The 20604-nt window shown below is 52.5% G+C and carries 18 protein-coding genes; 14 read left to right on the top strand and 4 right to left on the bottom strand.

The features are described 5' to 3' along the window. The first annotated feature begins 172 nt into the window (after nucleotides 1-172). The 3 genes from lpdA to traT all read left to right on the top strand — a co-directional run bounded on the left by lpdA (nucleotide 173) and on the right by traT (nucleotide 3080). A complete protein-coding gene (lpdA, locus tag OGX67_RS05315) occupies nucleotides 173-1597 on the top strand; it encodes a dihydrolipoyl dehydrogenase (protein WP_003018686.1) in 1425 nt (474 codons plus the stop codon). Nucleotides 1598-1866: 269 nt separating this feature from the next. Beyond that, nucleotides 1867-2151 carry a hypothetical protein gene (locus OGX67_RS05310; protein ID WP_060855471.1) on the top strand — a complete coding sequence of 95 codons (285 nt, stop codon included), beginning with the start codon at nucleotides 1867-1869 and terminating at the stop codon, nucleotides 2149-2151. Between the two features lie 197 nt (nucleotides 2152-2348). After that, nucleotides 2349-3080, top strand: coding sequence for a complement resistance protein TraT (gene traT / locus OGX67_RS05305; RefSeq protein ID WP_003837465.1), 732 nt, complete (start codon nucleotides 2349-2351; stop codon nucleotides 3078-3080). A gap of 63 nt (nucleotides 3081-3143) precedes the next feature. Here the strand turns inward: traT and OGX67_RS05300 are convergent, their stop codons facing one another. Further along, the gene (locus OGX67_RS05300; RefSeq protein WP_016149562.1) at nucleotides 3144-3938 is read right to left on the bottom strand and encodes a DUF2950 family protein; all 795 of its coding nucleotides are present in this window, start codon (nucleotides 3936-3938) and stop codon (nucleotides 3144-3146) included. A gap of 10 nt (nucleotides 3939-3948) precedes the next feature. Further along, nucleotides 3949-5553 (bottom strand): DUF3300 domain-containing protein, encoded by a 1605-nt coding sequence (locus tag OGX67_RS05295; RefSeq protein ID WP_257651228.1) that lies wholly within the window; start codon nucleotides 5551-5553, stop codon nucleotides 3949-3951. A gap of 448 nt (nucleotides 5554-6001) precedes the next feature. Between OGX67_RS05295 and acnB the strand changes: the two genes are divergently transcribed. From acnB to OGX67_RS05265, 6 genes are all read left to right on the top strand, one after another. Further along, on the top strand, nucleotides 6002-8599 hold the full coding sequence (gene acnB, locus OGX67_RS05290) for a bifunctional aconitate hydratase 2/2-methylisocitrate dehydratase (protein WP_003845763.1): 2598 nt from the start codon (nucleotides 6002-6004) through the stop codon (nucleotides 8597-8599). A 174-nt stretch (nucleotides 8600-8773) separates the two neighbouring features. Then, complete coding sequence (gene yacL, locus OGX67_RS05285) at nucleotides 8774-9136, top strand: protein YacL (RefSeq protein WP_020996227.1); 363 nt, start codon at nucleotides 8774-8776, stop codon at nucleotides 9134-9136. 181 nt (nucleotides 9137-9317) lie between these two features. Continuing rightward, nucleotides 9318-10271 carry a 2-keto-3-deoxygluconate permease 1 gene (locus OGX67_RS05280; protein ID WP_032937563.1) on the top strand — a complete coding sequence of 318 codons (954 nt, stop codon included), beginning with the start codon at nucleotides 9318-9320 and terminating at the stop codon, nucleotides 10269-10271. Beyond that, nucleotides 10268-11539 carry a D-threonate kinase gene (gene dtnK / locus OGX67_RS05275; protein ID WP_257651227.1) on the top strand — a complete coding sequence of 424 codons (1272 nt, stop codon included), beginning with the start codon at nucleotides 10268-10270 and terminating at the stop codon, nucleotides 11537-11539. Before OGX67_RS05280 ends, dtnK begins: the two co-directional genes overlap by 4 nt. After that, the gene (locus tag OGX67_RS05270; protein WP_081368681.1) at nucleotides 11529-12512 is read left to right on the top strand and encodes a D-threonate 4-phosphate dehydrogenase; all 984 of its coding nucleotides are present in this window, start codon (nucleotides 11529-11531) and stop codon (nucleotides 12510-12512) included. Before dtnK ends, OGX67_RS05270 begins: the two co-directional genes overlap by 11 nt. Before the next feature lie 9 nt (nucleotides 12513-12521). After that, the gene (locus OGX67_RS05265; protein WP_008786221.1) at nucleotides 12522-13289 is read left to right on the top strand and encodes a DeoR/GlpR family DNA-binding transcription regulator; all 768 of its coding nucleotides are present in this window, start codon (nucleotides 12522-12524) and stop codon (nucleotides 13287-13289) included. Nucleotides 13290-13319: 30 nt separating this feature from the next. Here OGX67_RS05265 and OGX67_RS05260 read toward each other — a convergent pair whose 3' ends face one another. Beyond that, a complete protein-coding gene (locus OGX67_RS05260; protein WP_003018667.1) occupies nucleotides 13320-13667 on the bottom strand; it encodes a YacC family pilotin-like protein in 348 nt (115 codons plus the stop codon). A gap of 153 nt (nucleotides 13668-13820) precedes the next feature. On the opposite strand from OGX67_RS05260, the gene cueO reads away from it, so the two are divergent. From cueO to hpt, 3 genes are all read left to right on the top strand, one after another. Beyond that, nucleotides 13821-15416, top strand: a complete 1596-nt coding sequence (gene cueO, locus OGX67_RS05255) for a multicopper oxidase CueO (protein ID WP_257651225.1) — start codon at nucleotides 13821-13823, stop codon at nucleotides 15414-15416. Nucleotides 15417-15600: 184 nt separating this feature from the next. Further along, complete coding sequence (tcp, locus tag OGX67_RS05250; protein WP_003837476.1) at nucleotides 15601-17256, top strand: methyl-accepting chemotaxis citrate transducer; 1656 nt, start codon at nucleotides 15601-15603, stop codon at nucleotides 17254-17256. 251 nt (nucleotides 17257-17507) lie between these two features. After that, complete coding sequence (gene hpt / locus OGX67_RS05245) at nucleotides 17508-18044, top strand: hypoxanthine phosphoribosyltransferase (RefSeq protein ID WP_003018658.1); 537 nt, start codon at nucleotides 17508-17510, stop codon at nucleotides 18042-18044. 93 nt (nucleotides 18045-18137) lie between these two features. Here hpt and can read toward each other — a convergent pair whose 3' ends face one another. Continuing rightward, a complete protein-coding gene (can, locus tag OGX67_RS05240) occupies nucleotides 18138-18800 on the bottom strand; it encodes a carbonate dehydratase (RefSeq protein ID WP_003018654.1) in 663 nt (220 codons plus the stop codon). Nucleotides 18801-18908: 108 nt separating this feature from the next. On the opposite strand from can, the gene OGX67_RS05235 reads away from it, so the two are divergent. Both OGX67_RS05235 and OGX67_RS05230 read left to right on the top strand, forming a co-directional pair. Further along, a complete protein-coding gene (locus OGX67_RS05235) occupies nucleotides 18909-19835 on the top strand; it encodes an ABC transporter ATP-binding protein (RefSeq protein ID WP_003837480.1) in 927 nt (308 codons plus the stop codon). Further along, nucleotides 19832-20602: an ABC transporter permease gene (locus OGX67_RS05230; protein ID WP_003018647.1), complete on the top strand. Its 771-nt coding sequence runs from the start codon at nucleotides 19832-19834 to the stop codon at nucleotides 20600-20602. Before OGX67_RS05235 ends, OGX67_RS05230 begins: the two co-directional genes overlap by 4 nt. The last annotated feature ends 2 nt before the right edge of the window (nucleotides 20603-20604 follow it).

The following is a 20604-nucleotide window of genomic DNA, read 5'->3' as shown; positions in this document are numbered from 1 at the left end:
AAAAAGCCGGCCCGACGGCCGGCTTTTTTCTGGTAATCTCATGAAGTCAGTGAGGTTATTGTGCGAAAGACAAATCGGTTGCCGTTTGTTGTTTCAAAATTGTTAACAATTTTGTAAAATACGGGCGGATAGAACGACCCGGTGGACGACGGGTATAAATTAAGAGGTCATGATGAGCACTGAAATCAAAACTCAGGTCGTGGTACTTGGGGCAGGCCCTGCAGGTTACTCTGCTGCCTTCCGTTGCGCAGATTTAGGTCTGGAGACCGTCATCGTAGAACGTTACAGCACCCTCGGTGGTGTTTGTCTGAACGTCGGCTGTATCCCTTCTAAAGCGCTGCTGCACGTAGCAAAAGTTATCGAAGAAGCCAAAGCGCTGGCTGAACACGGTATCGTTTTTGGCGAGCCGAAAACCGATATCGACAAGATTCGTACCTGGAAAGAAAAAGTTATCACTCAACTGACTGGCGGTCTGGCTGGTATGGCCAAAGGCCGTAAAGTGAAAGTGGTTAACGGTCTGGGTAAATTTACTGGGGCGAACACCCTGGAAGTTGAAGGCGAAAACGGCAAAACCGTAATCAACTTCGACAACGCGATCATCGCGGCGGGTTCCCGTCCGATCGAACTGCCTTTCATTCCGCACGAAGATCCGCGCGTGTGGGACTCCACTGACGCGCTGGAACTGAAAACTGTTCCTAAGCGCCTGCTGGTTATGGGCGGCGGTATTATCGGTCTGGAAATGGGTACCGTGTACCATGCGCTGGGTTCAGAGATCGACGTGGTTGAAATGTTCGACCAGGTTATCCCAGCTGCCGACAAAGACGTGGTTAAAGTCTTCACCAAGCGTATCAGCAAGAAATTCAACCTGATGCTGGAAACCAAAGTGACCGCCGTTGAAGCGAAAGAAGACGGTATCTACGTTTCCATGGAAGGCAAAAAAGCCCCTGCCGAAGCTCAGCGTTACGATGCTGTGCTGGTAGCTATCGGTCGTGTACCGAACGGTAAAAACCTCGATGCGGGCAAAGCTGGCGTTGAAGTTGATGACCGTGGCTTCATCCGCGTTGACAAACAGCTGCGCACCAACGTGCCGCACATCTTTGCTATCGGCGATATCGTCGGTCAGCCGATGCTGGCGCACAAAGGTGTTCACGAAGGTCACGTTGCCGCTGAAGTTATCGCCGGTAAGAAACACTACTTCGATCCGAAAGTTATTCCATCCATCGCGTACACTGAACCAGAAGTTGCATGGGTTGGCCTGACTGAGAAAGAAGCGAAAGAAAAAGGCATCAGCTACGAAACCGCCACCTTCCCGTGGGCTGCTTCTGGCCGTGCTATCGCTTCTGACTGCGCAGACGGTATGACCAAACTGATTTTCGACAAAGAATCTCACCGTGTGATCGGTGGTGCGATTGTCGGTACCAACGGCGGCGAGCTGCTGGGTGAAATCGGTCTGGCGATCGAAATGGGCTGTGACGCTGAAGACATCGCGCTGACTATCCACGCTCACCCGACTCTGCACGAGTCTGTTGGCCTGGCAGCTGAAGTGTTCGAAGGTAGCATCACCGACCTGCCGAACCCGAAAGCGAAGAAAAAGTAATTTTTCCAAAATGATAAAAAGCGGCTGAATGGCCGCTTTTTTTATGTGTTTGTTACACAATAGTGTCAAAATCTGGCAAAAATTAAGGTAAATCACCGAATTGCCAGAAAATATTTTTTCCCGTACTGCACGATACGCCCGAACCGCATGAAATCGCCATTCCAAATCAACGTACTGTTTCACAAGAAATAAATCACCGTATCTTGTCATTAGATGAAATTAATAACCCTCTAAACTAATAGTGTGATAACAAATTGAGAGGGGAAATGATGAAACGTTTTTTAAAAGCAGCAGTAATGACTACTGTGTTTATTTCCGGCATGGCACTGGCACAGGATGCCGTCATTCCATGGGCTACCAACAGCGGTGGCACTGAAAGCACGCATATTGCGGCAATGGGACAAAATTTGAATGCGCAGCATCAGCAGATTAGCCAGACACAGGAAGGTGTGTGGGCCACAAACTCTGGCAGCATTCGAGCTGACGAAGTAGCACTTACCAGCACGAAGCCGGCGTTTAAAGGTTATCCTGAATTAATGCCGCATCAGAATTAACTCTCCCGCTCACGTCAGACAAATCCACGCTGACGTGAGCGTCACCAATCCCAAACTACCAGTTCTGGTAGTCATCTTATTGATATCTCCACTAAAAAAAATTGCGCAACTGCCGATACTTTTTTCGCCATTGTGTGGCTACTGGCCGCGCGGTTAAGAGGCTCTGGACTCTCTATTACACGAAAAAAGGAAAATACATGTCTTTAAAAAAAATCGCGGTTGTTGGCATGATTGTCGCGACAATGACACTGACCGGTTGTGGCGCGATGACCACCGCCGTTAAAAAACGTAACCTTGAAGTGAAAACGCAGATGAGTGAAACCATCTGGCTGGAGCCTTCCAGCGAGAAGACCGTCTACATTCAGGTAAAAAATACCTCTGACAAAGACATGAGTAACCTGCAAACCCTGCTGGCAAATGACCTGTCCGCGAAAGGTTATAAAGTGACCAGCTCACCAGACAGCGCTTATTACTGGGTACAGGCGAACGTATTGAAAGCGGACAAAATGGATCTGCGTGAAGCTCAGGGCTTCCTGAAAACGGGTTATGAAGGAGCCGCGATGGGCGCAGCGTTGGGTGCGGGGATTACCGCCTATAATAGCAACTCCTCTGGTGCGGCGCTGGGTGTTGGTATCGCGGCGGGGCTGATCGGCATGGCTGCGGATGCGATGGTGGAAGACGTAAACTACACCATGGTCACTGACCTGCAGATCTCTGAACGCAGCAAAGCGAAAGTGACAACGGATAACGTTGCGGCGTTGCGTCAAGGGACATCCGGTATCAAGTTGCAAACCAGCAGCGCGCAAGGCGATCGTGCAAAATATCAGACTCGCGTCGTGTCTAATGCTAACAAAGTGAATCTGAAGTTCGAAGAAGCGAAGCCGGTTCTGGAAGCTCAGTTGGCGAAATCTGTCGCTAACATCCTGTAATTTGCTGTGGGTTGCCGGGGGGCGGCTACGCCTTACCCGGCCAACTAATCTTTCGAATTGGTATCAGGGCGCTACGGGCTGCCAGGTTTTATCCGGATGGAATGTGGTTAACGCCTGTGCTTTTTGCTGAGAATCAACGCCGAGATCGGCCTGATAGACTTTATCATCACCGTTAATCATAAAACTCATCACGCCGGTGTGATCATAGCTAACAGGCCAGGCCACCATGGCAAAACCGCTGGTTTTGTCGGGAAGGATACGAAAATGATAGCCGTGATAGCCCGTGCCAGGTTCCTGTGGACTAAAGGCCGGGCCGAGCGGGCTTGGCGCTTCGCCGGGTGAAACAGGCCAGTACAGACCATCTTTTTTCCCTTCAGAACTGACAATCTTTTGCGCGTATTTCTGGTTCATCGCAAAATAGCTCTGCTGGGCATCTACATAAGCGTGTAACGCCTCGATAGCCGCGAGTTCGTTTCGTCCAATCTCACGGGTCAGGATCTCTTCGGCCGCTTCCTTGATATCAAATTGCCAGCCTGAAGCGTTTTTGACGACCGGGATTGGCAGTTGCCAGTCGCTATCCCCGACCACCAGATGCGCGGTATTGCCGTCGACAACGGTATTATGGCGAACCTTCCAGTCGCGCAGGAAACGATCAACCGCATCAGGATCGACGCCTTCTGGCGGTAGAAAATCACGCCAGTTTTCCCCGAGCAGGTTGCTCATTGCACTTTCATTTTGCTCACTAATCGCGTTTGCCAGCGCATCGGTCGCTTGGTCTGGTGTGCTGAAGGATTGTTGTGCCATCGCGGCAGCCGAAACCATGAACAACACCATTCCACTGAGTAGTTTATTTTTCATGTCGGTTCCCTTAACGATGACGGAATTCACGGTGTTCAGCACGCCCGCCAGAAGGCTGGCGCGATGACTGATTACGGGCGACCTGCCGGCTCTGTGCCCCTCGCTGTTGCTGCGCCTGCCAGTTGGCGGAGCGACTGTCGTTCCCGCTCAGCGCATTGGCGCGTGGCTGGCTGGTCCGTTGTTGAAGATTGCGCTGTTGCACATTGCGTTGCTGCGCCGGTTGCGTGACCCGTTTCTCCTGTCGCTGGGCGGCTGCCTGACGATTCTCACCTTGCTGTGTGCTTGTCCGTTTCGCGGTTTGCGGTTTGGTATCGTAACCACGGTAGTTATTACGTTGGGAAATTTGCTTCAGCTGTTGGCTGGATGCCTGACGCTGGGCGTCTTTCGTGCCCGTACGCGCCGTCTGCGGGAATGTTTTTCCCGTTGATTTTTCCATTTGGCTCATCGCAGCCTGGCGTTGGCTATCACGGTTGACCGGTCTTTGCTGGGTTGAACTTAAACCTGTAGCCGTGTTAGTGGAGTGGAAGCGGTTATTGAGCTGGTTATTTGGGTATGGCACACCCTCACGATAGGCCGGGTTGTGCTGCCAGGTACGGTTGGCGTCTGTCAGTCGTTGTCCACTGATTTTATTAAAGTTATCAACGTTAATATTGATGTTGTTATCACCATTACGGTTATAGCCGCCATGGTTATCCCAGTCATCATTATGATGGTGATCGTCGTCGTCATCCCAGTCGATGTTGCTGAAGATGGCATAGGTTGTGGCAACACCGAGGCTGAAGCCTAAACCATTAACGAAGCTGTTACCAAACTGCTCGCCGGGCGTTGGCGGCAGATAGGTTGGCGGATAGGCGGTGTTCGGCCAGGTACCGTAAACCGTATTCGGGTTATAGGTAGGAACGTACACCACCTGCGGATCGGCGGATTCAATTTTGATTACCGTTGGGCTTGTTGAGGCGGTCGTGGCTGTTGTGGTCGCTGAACTGGTCGTCGACTCGCTGGTGACGGTTTTAGCCGGCGCCGCTTTGGTCACGGTGGTGACTGTCTGCTGCGGTGTCGATTGCAACGCACCTGTCTGTTGCGCCAGTGCACGCAGGCGTTGAACGGAATCCATAACATCTTTTGGCTGCGCAAGGAAAGCATCGCCCAGACTTTGTACCCACGGCGGATTTTCATCCATCAGCGACATCAACTGAGGAAAGGCGACCAGCGATTTCACGCTGGGATCCCAGGGCTGGCTGGCAACGGCCTGAATGGCGGCGTCGCCCTGCATTTTGGGATTGTCTTTTGACCACTGTGCGGCCTGGATGACGTTAGCCGGATAGGTTGAGGCCATCAAAATTTGCGACAGCAGCGAGTCTGGATAGAGTGCGATAGGTGCAACCCACTGATCGATTTGTGCTGCCGAGTAGGTTGGTGCCACGACGGGCGCTGTTTGGTCGGCCGGGGCAGGGGCCGCTACGGGCGCTGGAGCCGGTGCTGACGGTTGCTGTGCAACGGGGGCCGGAACTGCAGGCTCCGTAGCACGACTTTTAACGAACATCACGCCTGAGGCGGCAAACAGCCCGACACTGCACAAAAGAACAAGCAGATGTGGCTTAAGGGGCAACTTCATAAAATGACTCCAACGAGACAAGCGCTGTGCCGTGAGGCGTTCCTGTTGCCGCGAGTATTATTCACCCGTGTTAGACAGTTTTGACTTTTATTGGGGATTCACCCGGTAGGTCCGGAAAAAGAGTGTGAGGATTTATTACACAATTATATCTGATGGCTGAAAAGTCGCTGGAAAATTCAGCATCTCGCGCTTGAAAATCAACCGTTTCAGGGTGGTTTTAGGTAGCCTGAATTGCGTTCCGCCTTGCCGCTACACCATTCTTAACGATTCAGCCAATTTTTTATGTTGCTTTTTTGTAAACGGATTAACACTTAATGAAAATCCTGTTATTGTGCCTTATGCGGTACCGGGCATTTACCCTACTAACTACTGTCTCACAGGAGCGTGAAGAGAATCGCCCATCTACAAAAGCGCCGCATTATGACAATGAGAGCGAGGAGATATCGTCGTGCTAGAAGAATACCGTAAGCACGTAGCTGAGCGTGCTGCCCAGGGGATTGTGCCAAAACCTTTAGACGCAACCCAAATGGCCGCACTTGTCGAGCTGCTGAAGACCCCGCCTGTGGGCGAAGAAGAATTCCTGTTAGACCTGTTGATCAACCGTGTTCCTCCTGGCGTAGATGAAGCCGCTTATGTTAAAGCTGGTTTTCTCGCTGCCGTCGCGAAAGGCGACACCACCTCCCCGCTGGTTACTCCAGAAAAAGCCATTGAACTGCTGGGCACCATGCAGGGTGGTTACAACATTCATCCGCTGATCGACGCGCTGGATGACGCCAAACTGGCACCGATTGCCGCCAAAGCGCTCTCTTCAACGCTGCTGATGTTCGATAACTTCTACGATGTGGAAGAAAAAGCCAAAGCTGGCAACGAATATGCGAAGCAGGTAATGCAATCCTGGGCCGATGCCGAATGGTTCCTGAACCGTCCGGCTCTGGCTGAAAAAATCACCGTTACCGTCTTTAAAGTGACCGGTGAAACCAACACCGATGACCTCTCTCCGGCACCGGACGCATGGTCCCGCCCGGATATCCCGCTGCACGCGCTGGCGATGCTGAAAAACGCCCGTGAAGGTATCGAACCGGATCAGCCGGGCGTAGTTGGCCCGATCAAACAGATCGAAGAATTGCAGAAAAAAGGTTACCCGCTGGCTTATGTGGGTGATGTTGTCGGTACCGGTTCTTCGCGTAAATCCGCGACCAACTCCGTGCTGTGGTTCATGGGTGACGACATTCCTCATGTGCCGAACAAGCGCGGCGGCGGCCTGTGCCTCGGCGGCAAAATTGCACCTATCTTCTTCAACACCATGGAAGATGCGGGCGCACTGCCGATTGAAGTGGACGTGTCGAACATGAACATGGGCGACGTGATTGACGTTTACCCGTTCAAAGGCGAAGTACGCAACCACGAAACAGGCGAACTGCTGGCAAGCTTTGAGCTGAAAACCGATGTCCTGATCGACGAAGTACGTGCCGGTGGTCGTATTCCGTTGATCATCGGTCGTGGCCTGACCACCAAAGCGCGCGAAGCGTTGGGTCTGCCGCACTCAGACGTCTTCCGTCAGGCGAAAGACGTGGCGGAAAGCAGCCGTGGCTTCTCCCTGGCACAGAAAATGGTTGGCCGCGCCTGCGGCGTGAAAGGTATCCGTCCGGGCGCGTACTGCGAACCGAAGATGACCTCCGTGGGATCTCAGGATACCACCGGTCCAATGACCCGTGACGAACTGAAAGACCTGGCGTGCCTGGGCTTCTCAGCTGACCTGGTGATGCAGTCCTTCTGTCACACTGCCGCCTATCCGAAGCCGGTTGACGTGACCACGCACCACACGCTGCCAGACTTCATCATGAACCGTGGTGGTGTTTCCCTGCGTCCGGGCGATGGTGTTATCCACTCCTGGCTGAACCGTATGCTGCTGCCGGATACCGTAGGTACCGGTGGTGACTCCCATACCCGTTTCCCTATTGGGATCTCCTTCCCGGCAGGTTCTGGCCTGGTGGCGTTTGCTGCAGCGACCGGCGTGATGCCGCTGGATATGCCGGAATCGGTACTGGTGCGCTTCAAGGGTAAAATGCAGCCGGGTATCACTCTGCGTGACTTGGTTCACGCCATTCCGCTGTACGCGATCAAACAGGGTCTGCTGACCGTTGAGAAGAAAGGTAAGAAGAACATCTTCTCTGGCCGCATCCTTGAAATCGAAGGTCTGCCGGATCTCAAAGTGGAGCAGGCGTTCGAACTGACCGATGCTTCCGCAGAGCGTTCTGCTGCGGGCTGTACCATCAAGCTGAACAAAGAGCCGATCGTTGAGTATCTGAACTCTAACATCGTTCTGCTGAAGTGGATGATCGCGGAAGGTTACGGCGATCGCCGTACGCTGGAACGTCGTGTGCAGGGCATGGAAAAATGGCTGGCGGATCCGCAGTTGCTGGAAGCCGACGCTGACGCAGAATACGCGGCGGTGATCGACATTGACCTGGCTGACATCAAAGAACCAATCCTGTGTGCACCGAACGATCCGGACGACGCGCGTCTGCTGTCTGACGTACAGGGTGAGAAGATCGACGAAGTGTTCATCGGCTCCTGTATGACTAACATCGGCCACTTCCGTGCCGCTGGTAAGCTGCTGGATGCGCACAAAGGCCAACTGCCGACGCGTCTGTGGGTGGCTCCGCCAACCCGTATGGATGCGGCACAGCTGACCGAAGAAGGTTATTACAGCGTGTTCGGTAAGAGCGGTGCGCGTATCGAAATTCCAGGCTGCTCTCTGTGCATGGGTAACCAGGCGCGTGTCGCCGACGGCGCAACGGTTGTCTCGACCTCTACTCGTAACTTCCCGAACCGTTTAGGTACCGGGGCAAACGTCTACCTGGCTTCTGCGGAGCTGGCGGCGGTTGCGGCGCTGATCGGCAAACTGCCGACGGCGGAAGAGTACCAGACCTATGTGGCGCAGGTGGATAAAACTGCCGTGGATACTTACCGTTATCTGAACTTCGACCAGCTGTCTCAGTATACGGAGAAAGCCGATGGTGTGATTTTCCAGACCGCAGTGTAATGCGCTAACGCGTTTTGTGTAAAAACACATCAATGCCCGGAGAAGTCTGCTTCTCCGGGCATTTTTATTTCTATTCCTTATACCCACTACGCTTTTTTTCTGCCGCGCTGCTGCGATAATTACAACAAGGCGCGATGCGGTATTGGCGCATTGCCGGGAGTAGAGGAAGACATTATGGATTACGAATTTCTGCGCGATATTACCGGGGTGGTAAAAGTGCGTATGTCCATGGGCCACGAGGTGGTGGGGCACTGGTTTAATGAAGAAGTGAAAGAAAACCTGGCCTTACTTGATGAAGTGGAACAGGCGGCGCGTGCGGTTAAGGGCAGTGAGCGCTCCTGGCAGCGAGCAGGGCATGAATACACGCTCTGGCTGGATGGCGAAGAAGTGATGGTTCGCGCTAATCAGTTGGAGTTCTCTGGAGATGAGATGGAAGAAGGGATGAGCTATTACGACGAAGAAAGTTTTTCGCTTTGTGGTGTAGAGGACTTTCTTCAGGTTGTGGCGGCATACCGCGAATTTGTGCATCAATCCTGAGATATTTCAGATATCAATGAAGCCGGGTGAGACAATCCCGGCTTTTTTTTCGCCAGGAATGATTGTTTGATTTTTATTAATCATTCTAAAACTGTGATCTGGCGCGTTTGTGATCTTATTTTGATTAAATATAATCGTTATGATTTTATTTAATCACAACATAACAACAGGCGGGAAGACCATGAACATCAAGAAGGCAATAGAACGCGTACCCGGCGGCATGATGGTTGTGCCGTTGGTTATCGGTGCCATTATCAACACTTTTGCCCCGCAGGCGTTGCAGATCGGTGGATTCACCACTGCTTTATTTAAAAATGGCGCGGCTCCCTTGATTGGCGCGTTCCTGCTTTGCATGGGCGCGGGAATTAGTGTAAAGGCCGCGCCGCAAGCTTTGCTACAAGGCGGCACGATTACGCTGACCAAGTTACTGGTCGCGATTGCGATTGGTCTCGGGGTTGAACACCTGTTTGGCGCGGAAGGCATCTTTGGCTTAAGTGGTGTCGCCATTATTGCGGCAATGAGTAACTCCAATGGTGGGCTTTACGCGGCGTTGGTTGGCGAGTTTGGCAATGAACGCGATGTCGGCGCGATCTCCATTTTGTCTCTGAATGACGGACCTTTCTTTACCATGATAGCGCTGGGCGCGGCGGGTATGGCAAATATTCCTATCATGGCGCTGGTGGCGGTTCTTGTTCCGCTGGTGGTTGGCATGATCCTTGGTAACCTCGACGCCAACATGCGTGACTTCCTGACGAAAGGCGGCCCACTGCTCATTCCTTTCTTTGCGTTTGCCCTTGGAGCCGGTATTAACCTGGAAATGCTGCTGCAAGGCGGTTTGGCGGGCATTCTGTTGGGCGTGCTGACCACCTTTGTGGGCGGCTTCTTTAACATTCGTGCCGATCGTCTGGTTGGCGGGAGTGGTATTGCTGGTGCTGCGGCATCCAGTACGGCGGGGAACGCCGTCGCGACGCCACTGGCCATAGCACAGGCCGATCCCTCGCTGGCAGAGGTTGCCGCTGCGGCAGCGCCGCTGATCGCTGCATCAGTCATTACAACCGCCATTCTGACGCCAATTCTTACGTCGTGGGTCGCGAAAAAACAGGCGCGTCAGACCGTGCAGGAGAAGAAAGCATGAAAATGATCGTTATCGCCGATGACTTTACGGGCTCTAACGATACCGGCGTACAACTGGCGAAAAAAGGGGCGCGTACCGAAGTAATGCTGACCCCAGCGCAGAAACCGTCGCGCCGCGCCGATGTTCTGGTCATCAATACGGAAAGCCGGGCGATGCCAGCAATGCAGGCCGCTACGGCTGTACAACAAGCGTTAGCGCCATGGTGTGGGGACGTAACAACACCGCTGGTATACAAAAAAATTGACTCGACATTCCGTGGCAATGTGGGAGCTGAAGTCACTGCAGCCATGCGTATAGCTGGTCGGACGCTGGCCGTGATTGCGGCGGCGATTCCTGCTGCCGGGCGCACCACGCAGGATGGCTTGTGCCTGGTCCATGGTGTACCACTGCTGGAAACGGAATTCGCCAGCGATCCAAAAACGCCTATTCACTCTTCGCGTATTGCTGAACTGGTCGCGCTGCAAAGCGATATCCCTGTACATGAGGTGTCGCTGGTGGATGTGCGTCGGGGAAGTTTGAGTGCGCTGCTGAGCGCTTTTGCAAAAGCCGGCGAATGTATGGTGGTGGTGGATGCTGTGGAAGAGCGAGATCTCGCGCTCATTGCACAGGCAGTTTGTGAGCAAAAAAAGATGCCGCTGCTCGTAGGGGCGGCAGGGCTGGCCAATGCATTACCGGCCGGAACGTTTATGCAAGAGAAGCAGGAATTACCGGTGTTGGTTGTGGCTGGCTCAATGAGTGAGGCAACGCGACGTCAGGTGGAAAAAGCAGTGTGTCAGGGCCGGGCAAAAGTTGTTGATATCGATGCCGCGCGATTGGTTGCATCGTCATTTGCACCGGAAATGGACTCTGTTATTGAACAGGCTTGCGCGCAGTTGAGCCAGCAGCAACACACAATCCTGCGTACCAGTCGGTGTGCAGAAGACCGGGACATGATTGACACGCTGTGCTTCAACATAGGGATGAGTCGCCAGCAGTTGGGAGAACTGCTGAGTCAGCGTCTTGGGGAGACAACGCTGCGCATTATTGAACAAGCACGTATCGGCGGTTTGTTCCTGACCGGAGGCGATATTGCCACGGCGGTCGCCAGTGCGTTGGGTGCTGAAGGGTATCGCATCCACAGTGAGGTTGCCCCCTGTATTCCGTGCGGAACGTTTGTGAATAGCGAGATTGACGACTTGCCGGTAATTACCAAAGCGGGTGGATTCGGTTCTGATACGACCCTTTGCGATGCGCTGTATTTTATTGAGGAGATGTACCGTGGTAACTAAAACAATTGCGATTACGATGGGAGATCCGGCGGGGATTGGTCCGGAAATTATTGTTAAAGCGCTACGCGAAGATGAACTTAATGGTGCACCGCTGGTGGTGGTCGGGTGCCTGAAAACGCTGCAGCGATTGCAGGCTCAGGGGCTGGCTGACGGAGTAACATTTCGCGCAATCGAACAGGTTGCTGATGCCCGATTTACGCCAGATACGATTCATGTGATTGATGAGCCGTTGGCACAACCCGAAGAACTTGTTCCCGGAAAAGTACAGGCCCAGGCGGGCGATCTGGCCTATCGCTGTGTGAAACGGGCGACTGAACTGGCGATGAAGGGGGATGTGCATGCCATCGCGACCGCGCCGTTGAACAAAGAGGCGCTGCATCTCGGCGGACACAATTATCCGGGACATACCGAGCTGCTGGCAACGCTGACCGAAAGCCGTGACTACGCGATGGTGCTGTACACCGATAAGCTGAAAGTTATCCATGTTTCGACGCATATCGCACTGCGCAAATTCCTTGATACGCTCAATGGGCAACGTGTCGAAACGGTGATTGGTATCGCGAATACCTTCCTGAAGCGCGTAGGCTTTGCACATCCGCGTATTGCCGTTGCGGGGGTGAATCCACATGCCGGAGAGAATGGTTTGTTTGGCGATGAGGAAATTCGTATTGTCGGACCCGCGATTGAGAATATGAAAGCGAAAGGGATGGATGTTTACGGTCCGTGCCCGCCGGATACCGTGTTTTTACAGGCTTATGAAGGTCAGTATGACATGGTGGTGGCGATGTACCACGATCAGGGGCATATCCCGCTGAAATTGCTTGGTTTCTATGACGGTGTAAATATCACAGCAGGTTTGCCGTTTATTCGTACCTCTGCCGATCACGGTACGGCATTTGATATCGCCTGGACGGGAAAAGCAAAATCTGAGAGCATGGCCGTATCGATCAAACTGGCAATGCAACTGGCGTAATTTACTGTTATGAAAGGGCAACATCGTCTGGATAAGATTGTGGCGTATTTGAAAAATCATACGCTGGTTACCGTGGAACAGTTGGTTGACGCGGTTGACGCCTCTCCAGCAACGATCAGGCGCGATCTCATCAAGCTGGATGAACAGGGCGTGATCAGCCGCAGCCACGGCGGTGTTGCGTTACGGCGCTTTGAAGCGGCGCAGCCGACCACGAACGAAAAGCAACTGCGATCGCCTGCTGAGAAACGGGCGATTGCGCGTTTTGCCGCCTCAATGGTGCGTGCGGGCGATGCCGTGGTGCTTGATGCCGGTACCACAATGCTGGAGCTGGCAAAATGTCTGACGCATTTGCCGCTGCGAGTAATTACCGTTGATCTGCACATTGCCCTGTTTTTGTCAGAATTCCGTCAGATAGAGGTGACGATTGTCGGTGGGCGCATCGATGACAGCAGCCAGTCCTGTATTGGTGAGTTTGGCCGGAAAATGTTGCGTAGTGTCTATCCAGATATCGCTTTTATGAGTTGTAACACCTGGAGTATGGAAAAGGGTGTAACCACGCCAACGGAAGACAAAGCGGGATTAAAGCAGGAAATTATTGCGAATGCCCAACGGAAGGTATTACTGGCGGATAGCAGTAAGTACGGTGCACATTCGTTATTTAACGTCGCGCCGCTTAGTTGCTTTACCGATGTTGTTACCGATGTGAATCTACCGCCAAACGCGCAGACTGAATTAAAAGCGCAATCCGTTGCCCTGACGCTGGTACAGCCAGAGTAACGGCTCTCTCAATACTGATTGCGCCGGAGATTATTTAACGTAGGCCAACAGGCTCAGAGAATCACGCGCCAGTGCTTTGCATTTCTTTGCCGTGGGGATGCCGATACCGCTGAGATCGCGGTAGCTGTCTTCACCCAGCGCTTTCATATTGAAGGTGTCGTAATTACTCAGGTCCCACTGGTTTTGCTGGGCAAAAAAGACCAGTGCGCGACGGATCTGCCCATTAGGCAAATTCTGGTATCCACAGTCATTTTTCAGAAAAACAAAAACTGCCGTTAAATCGGCCATATCTTCGGCTTCGGACTCGCTGAGCGCGTAGCTGTTTGCGCATACGGCCATCAGGCTGCCGAACAAAACTGTTCTGAAAAACGTCTTCATTGCTTCTACCACTGCATCACGGAATTTAAACGTTAGCATACTGCGAGCGAAGCGACGACCTTTATTATTAGCCGTTCACTTGACCTTCCCGTAAGGGGAAGGCTTATGCTTAAAAGATAGCCTGCTTAAGCTGCTGAATATAAGGAAGTGATTATGCAACGTCGTGACTTTTTAAAGTACTCCGTGGCGCTGGGCGTAGCGTCAGCGTTACCTCTGTGGAGCCGGAGCGTATTTGCCGCAGACCGCCCTGTATTGCCCATTCCTGATCTGCTAACCGCGGATGCATCTAATCGCATGCAGTTGGTGGTGCAAGCCGGACAGTCGAGTTTTGCTGGTAAAACAGCGACGACCTGGGGATATAACGGCAATTTACTTGGACCTGCGGTCAAGCTGAACAAAGGGCAATCGGTGACCGTGGATATCCATAACCAGCTTGCCGAAGAGACGACGTTGCACTGGCACGGGCTGGAAATCCCTGGTGAAGTCGACGGTGGGCCGCAAGGCATAATCCCGGCGGGCGGGAAACGTTCAGTGACCTTCACGCCGGATCAGCGCGCGGCAACCTGCTGGTTCCACCCTCATCAGCATGGAAAGACCGGTCATCAGGTAGCGATGGGGCTGGCCGGACTGGTGCTGATTGAAGACGAAGAGATTCGCAAGCTGATGCTGCCTAAGCAGTGGGGAATTGATGATGTGCCGGTAATTATTCAGGACAAACAGTTCTCTGCTGATGGGCAGGTTGATTATCAACTGGACATCATGACCGCCGCAGTCGGCTGGTTTGGCGATACGCTGCTTACCAACGGGGCGATTTATCCTCAGCATGCCGCACCGCGCGGCTGGCTGCGCCTGCGTCTGTTGAATGGTTGTAACGCGCGCTCGCTGAACATTGCGGCCAGCGACAATCGTCCTTTGTACGTCATTGCCAGCGACGGTGGACTGTTGGCGGAACCGGTAAAAGTGACCGAGCTTCCTATGCTGATGGGCGAGCGCTTTGAAGTGCTGGTGGATGTCAGTGACGGCAAAGCTTTTGATCTGGTCACTCTGCCGGTCAGCCAGATGGGGATGGCAATTGCGCCATTTGATAAGCCGCACCCGGTGATGCGCGTTCAGCCGCTGCTGATTACCGCTTCCGGCACGCTGCCGGATACGCTGACATCCATGCCATCGCTGCCGTCACTGGAAGGTCTGACGGTGCGCAAGCTGCAGCTGTCGATGGATCCGATGCTCGATATGATGGGCATGCAAATGCTGATGAAGAAATTCGGCGGTCAGGCCATGGCGGGTATGGATCATGGAAAGATGATGGGCCATATGAATAATGACAATATGGACCACGGCAATATGAATCATGGCAATATGAACCACGGTGAGATGGGGAATATGCAGCATGGCAGATCGTTTGATTTCCATAATGCCAACCGGATTAATGGTCAGGCGTTTGATATGAATAAACCGATGTTTGCCGCGGCAAAAGGGCAGCATGAACGCTGGGTGATTTCCGGTCAGGGCGACATGATGCTGCATCCGTTCCACATTCATGGCACGCAGTTCCGCATTCTGTCTGAGAATGGCAAAGCGCCTGCCGCACACCGTGCGGGATGGAAGGACACGGTGCGGGTAGAAGGCGGCGTGAGCGAGGTATTGGTTAAGTTTGACCATGACGCGCCAAAGGAGCATGCCTATATGGCGCACTGCCATCTGTTAGAGCATGAAGATACCGGGATGATGCTCGGCTTCACCGTCTAAACAAATCGCGCTGTGCTTATCCGGCCTGCAGAAATCTCTCGTAAGCCGGATGAGACACAGTCTCTTTACAGTGTTTCATCGCGCGACTCCCACCTCCTGCAAATTCTGCTATTGCACATAAAGTAATCGCCTTTAGAGCCGATAATCATTGGGTACCCAATGTGAGTTCAATGGATGAAATACTATGATTAAAAATGTGCGCGTTATTACCGGCATTCTTCTGGTTCTCGCCATTTTCTGTTTGCTACAGGCCGTGACAGGAAGTTTTTTTTATTCTGCAGTAAACAATGATCGCCATAATTTCCAGAACTCAGGCACCCTGAATGCCCAACAGGAAAATCTGAGTGATAGCGTCAATACGCTGATTAAAACCCGGGTAACGGTAACCCGCGTAGCAATTCGTTTCTTAAAGAACCAACGCGATCCGGCCTCACTGGCGGCAATTGATACTTTGCTAAAAACGGCGAGTGAGTCGATGAAGAAGGCTGAGGGATACTTCGCGCATTATCAGTCATTGCCGCAGGTGTCGGGGCAGAATCCGCAAATTGCATCTGAAATGGAAAAACAGTATCGGCAGATGCACGACGTGATGGCGTTATCGATAGAGTATCTGCGCGCAAATAACTATCAGGCCTATGGCGATCTTGATGCTCAGAAGGCGCAAGATGAAATGGAAGCCAGCTATGACCAGTGGCGTAACGAAAATAACGCATTGCTTCAGCACGCGGCGGCGGAGAATCAGCACAGCTTTACCCGCATGCAATGGACATTAGGGGCGATTGTCGTCGCTGTGCTCATCGTTTTGGGCATGATCTGGAGTGGGTTGCAGCATATGCTGCTTAAACCCCTGGCGCAGATTATGGAGCATATCCGCATTATTACCCGCGGTGATTTGACCCATCAACTCGACGTCCAGGGACGTAATGAAATGGGGCGTTTGGCGACGGGGTTAGATGAAATGCGACAGTCGCTGATTTCGACAGTCACGTCGGTGCGTAACAGCTCAGAAACGATTCATAGCGGTGCAGCGGAAATCTCGTCAGGTAACAACGATCTGTCTTCGCGTACCGAGCAGCAGGCTGCTTCACTTGAAGAGACTGCCGCCAGCATGGAACAGCTTACTGCAACCGTGAAGCAAAATACGGACAATGCGAAACAGGCGACTCAACTGGCTAAGAATGCGTCTGATACTGCCGCGCGTGGTGGACGGGTTGTTGATACTGTCGTGCACACGATGAGTGAAATTGCCGGTAGTTCACAGCAAATTGCGCAGATCACCAGCGTCATCGACAGTATTGCTTTCCAGACCAATATCCTGGCGCTCAACGCGGCGGTTGAGGCAGCCAGAGCAGGAGAGCAGGGACGAGGATTTGCTGTTGTAGCGGGTGAAGTCCGTACTCTGGCAAGCCGTAGCGCTCAGGCAGCCAAAGAGATCAAAGCGTTGATTGATAACTCAACTCACAGCGTGGGGATGGGATCTCAGCAGGTGTCGGACGCGGGTAAAACGATGAAAGAGATTGTCGCTGCGGTCACCCGCGTGACGGACATCATGGGGGAAATCGCCTCAGCCTCAGAGGAACAGAGCCGGGGGATTGAGCAGGTGAGTCTCGCGGTCTCGCAGATGGACAGTGTCACACAACAAAACGCCGCGCTGGTAGAAGAGTCTGCCGCCGCCGCTGCTTCGTTGGAACAACAAGCTGAACAGTTACGCCTGGCCGTGGCAGCATTTCGCATCACACGCGATACCTCCAACAGTGAGCATCGGAAACCGCCTAAGGATGCTCCGCAAGCAACCTCTGCGGGGAGTACGACACAAGACCCGCATTGGGAAACGTTTTAGCCACATGCTGTCGTGCGAACCAGGTTTTGCTTAATAAGCATACAAAAAACGACGCAAACGGGTTCTCCTGTGAACTATCAGAGGAACCCGCTCTCTTTACTGGTATACTTCATCAACTGAATTGTTTGTATGCTGTCGCAAGTTTTGTGGTTAGAGCGGGTCGCCGTCTGTCAGTCGGTGTATCAACGTAAGCGCTTTCTTTCGATCTGCATGATGTGTCAACTGATAAAAATCAGTGAGTTATAGGGTTTATGAAACATACTGTTGAAGTGATGATCCCGGAAGCGGAGATCAAAGCGCGTATTGCTGAACTGGGGCGCCAGATTAATGAACGTTACAAAGACAGCGGCAGCGATATGGTGCTGGTTGGTCTGTTACGTGGCTCATTTATGTTTATGGCGGATCTGTGCCGTGAAGTGCATGTCTCCCACGAAGTCGATTTCATGACGGCATCCAGCTATGGCAGCGGAATGTCTACTACGCGTGATGTTAAAATCCTGAAAGACCTGGATGAAGACATTCGTGGCAAAGACGTGCTGATTGTCGAAGACATCATCGACTCCGGCAATACGCTGTCCAAGGTGCGTGAAATTCTGAGCCTGCGCGAGCCGAAATCCCTGGCTATCTGCACGCTGCTGGACAAACCTTCTCGTCGTGAAGTGAATGTTCCGGTCGAATTTATCGGATTCTCTATTCCAGATGAGTTTGTGGTCGGTTACGGCATTGACTATGCCCAGCGTTATCGCCATCTGCCGTATGTTGGCAAAGTGGTGCTGCTGGACGAGTAATTGGCGGGAGCGCCTGATGGCGCTTCGCTTATCAGACCTACGGCGTAGGTTTGTAGGCCGGGTAAGGCGTCTCCGCCTCCCGGCAATGTCACATTATTTATGGTTGCTGTGCTTCTGACTCAGGTTAGACAACCCCTGGCGATAGCGCTGCTCCAGCGTTTCGCGGCTGGTGGCGGTGACGTCGAGATCGCGTAATAGACCGTCATGAATACCGTAAGCCCAGCCGTGAATAGTAACTTTCTGACCGCGCTTCCAGGCTGAACGCATAATGGTTGAGTGGCCTAGGTTGTAGACCTGCTCCATGACATTTAGTTCGCATAGGGTGTCCATGCGACGTTCCTGCGGCATTTCGCCCAGCAGTGAGCTGTGTTTGAACCAGATATCGCGGATGTGCAGTAACCAGTTATCAATCAGCCCTTGTTCTTTATTTTCAATCGCCGCCTGGACGCCGCCGCATCCGTAGTGGCCGCATATAATAATATGTTCCACTTCCAGCACATCCACCGCATACTGAACGACTGAGAGACAGTTCAGGTCGGTGTGAATAACCAGATTGGCAACATTGCGGTGAACAAATAATTCGCCCGGTTCAAGACCGGTTAATCGTTCAGCGGGAACGCGGCTATCGGAACATCCAATCCATAGAAAACGCGGATTCTGCGCATGCGTCAGCGTTTCAAAAAATCCGGGATCCTCTTCTACCAGCATCTTTGACCATAGTGCATTGTTGCTGATGAGTGTATCTATGTCTTTCATGGAGTTGTACGACCCGAAGCCAGATAAATTCGATGGGCTAATATAGGGTAACTCCAGCATTAATTAAACTATATATAAAATGTCAGAACGTAAGGTAAGTAAAAAAACATGACCATTGCTCTGGAACTTCAACAACTTAAAAAAACCTATCCTGGTGGCGTTCAAGCGTTACGCGGGATAGATTTGCAAGTCGAAGCGGGTGATTTTTATGCGCTTTTGGGACCGAATGGCGCAGGAAAGTCCACCACCATTGGAATAATCAGCTCGCTAGTGAACAAAACCTCCGGGCGGGTGAGCGTCTTCGGATACGATCTCGAAAAAGATACGGTTAACGCGAAACGCCAGCTTGGTCTGGTACCGCAGGAATTTAACTTTAACCCGTTTGAAACCGTGCAGCAGATCGTGGTCAACCAGGCGGGTTACTACGGCGTTGAGCATAAAGAGGCGGTCAAACGCAGCGAATTATATTTAAAGCAGCTCGATTTATGGGAAAAACGTAACGAGCGTGCGCGCATGCTTTCCGGCGGGATGAAACGCCGTCTGATGATTGCTCGTGCTCTGATGCACGAACCAAAATTACTCATCCTGGATGAACCAACGGCGGGTGTCGACATTGAACTGCGTCGTTCAATGTGGGGCTTTTTAAAGGATTTAAACGACAAAGGCACCACCATTATTCTGACCACTCACTACCTCGAAGAAGCAGAAATGCTGTGTCGCAATATCGGCATTATTCAGCACGGCGAGTTGGTGGAAAACACCTCGATGAAGGGGCTGCTCTCCAAGCTGAAATCCGAGACCTTTATCCTCGATCTGGCGCCGAAAAGCCCGCTGCCGAAACTGGACGGTTATCAGTACCGGCTGGTCGACACTTCCACGCTGGAAGTGGAGGTGCTGCGTGAACAGGGGGTTAACAGCGTCTTCTCTCAGCTGAGCGCGCAGGGCATTCAGGTATTGAGTATGCGTAACAAAGCGAACCGACTGGAAGAACTGTTTGTTTCTCTGGTTCATGAAAAACAAGGAGATCGCGCATGATGCAGCTTTATTGGGTGGCGCTGAAAAGCATCTGGGCGAAAGAGATCCACCGCTTTATGCGTATCTGGGTTCAGACTCTGGTTCCCCCCGTCATCACCATGACGCTCTATTTTATTATCTTTGGTAACCTAATCGGCTCGCGTATCGGCGAAATGCATGGTTTTAGCTACATGCAGTTTATCGTGCCAGGGCTGATTATGATGGCGGTGATCACCAACTCGTACGCGAACGTGGCATCGTCATTCTTCAGCGCCAAGTTTCAACGCAATATTGAAGAGCTGCTGGTCGCCCCGGTACCAACGCACGTGATCATCGCCGGTTTCGTCGGCGGCGGTGTGGCACGTGGCTTGTGCGTAGGCATTCTGGTAACGGCTATTTCACTGTTCTTCGTGCCTTTCCAGGTGCATTCCTGGGTCTTTGTGGCGCTTACGCTGATGTTAACGGCGGTACTGTTCTCGCTGGCCGGTTTGCTTAACGCAGTCTTTGCTAAAACCTTTGACGATATCAGCCTGATCCCAACCTTCGTACTGACACCACTGACCTATCTGGGTGGCGTGTTCTATTCGCTAACGCTGCTGCCACCGTTCTGGCAGGGGCTGTCGCATCTGAACCCGATTGTCTACATGATTAGCGGTTTCCGCTACGGCTTCCTGGGGATTCATGATGTTCCGCTGGTCACCACGTTTGGTGTGCTGGTGGTGTTTATCGCTGCGTTTTATTTGCTGTGCTGGTACCTGATTCAGCGCGGACGCGGCCTGCGCAGCTAATT

This window comes from Citrobacter sp. Cf118, assembly GCF_030334095.1.
Classification (GTDB): Bacteria; Pseudomonadota; Gammaproteobacteria; order Enterobacterales; family Enterobacteriaceae; genus Citrobacter; species Citrobacter freundii.
The sequence above is the reverse complement of the archived record's forward strand: the minus strand, read 5'-3'. Positions and strand labels throughout refer to the sequence as shown.

Bases quoted from the DNA above. Each gene is read 5' to 3' on its own strand.
- lpdA (WP_003018686.1), top strand. From the start codon at position 173: ATGAGCACTGAAATCAAAACTCAGGTCGTGGTACTTGGGGCAGGCCCT.
- OGX67_RS05310 (WP_060855471.1), top strand. From the start codon at position 1,867: ATGAAACGTTTTTTAAAAGCAGCAGTAATGACTACTGTGTTTATTTCC.
- traT (WP_003837465.1), top strand. From the start codon at position 2,349: ATGTCTTTAAAAAAAATCGCGGTTGTTGGCATGATTGTCGCGACAATG.
- OGX67_RS05300 (WP_016149562.1), bottom strand. From the start codon at position 3,938: ATGAAAAATAAACTACTCAGTGGAATGGTGTTGTTCATGGTTTCGGCT.
- OGX67_RS05295 (WP_257651228.1), bottom strand. From the start codon at position 5,553: ATGAAGTTGCCCCTTAAGCCACATCTGCTTGTTCTTTTGTGCAGTGTC.
- yacL (WP_020996227.1), top strand. From the start codon at position 8,774: ATGGATTACGAATTTCTGCGCGATATTACCGGGGTGGTAAAAGTGCGT.
- OGX67_RS05280 (WP_032937563.1), top strand. From the start codon at position 9,318: ATGAACATCAAGAAGGCAATAGAACGCGTACCCGGCGGCATGATGGTT.
- dtnK (WP_257651227.1), top strand. From the start codon at position 10,268: ATGAAAATGATCGTTATCGCCGATGACTTTACGGGCTCTAACGATACC.
- OGX67_RS05265 (WP_008786221.1), top strand. From the start codon at position 12,522: ATGAAAGGGCAACATCGTCTGGATAAGATTGTGGCGTATTTGAAAAAT.
- OGX67_RS05260 (WP_003018667.1), bottom strand. From the start codon at position 13,667: ATGAAGACGTTTTTCAGAACAGTTTTGTTCGGCAGCCTGATGGCCGTA.
- cueO (WP_257651225.1), top strand. From the start codon at position 13,821: ATGCAACGTCGTGACTTTTTAAAGTACTCCGTGGCGCTGGGCGTAGCG.
- tcp (WP_003837476.1), top strand. From the start codon at position 15,601: ATGATTAAAAATGTGCGCGTTATTACCGGCATTCTTCTGGTTCTCGCC.
- hpt (WP_003018658.1), top strand. From the start codon at position 17,508: ATGAAACATACTGTTGAAGTGATGATCCCGGAAGCGGAGATCAAAGCG.
- can (WP_003018654.1), bottom strand. From the start codon at position 18,800: ATGAAAGACATAGATACACTCATCAGCAACAATGCACTATGGTCAAAG.
- OGX67_RS05235 (WP_003837480.1), top strand. From the start codon at position 18,909: ATGACCATTGCTCTGGAACTTCAACAACTTAAAAAAACCTATCCTGGT.
- OGX67_RS05230 (WP_003018647.1), top strand. From the start codon at position 19,832: ATGATGCAGCTTTATTGGGTGGCGCTGAAAAGCATCTGGGCGAAAGAG.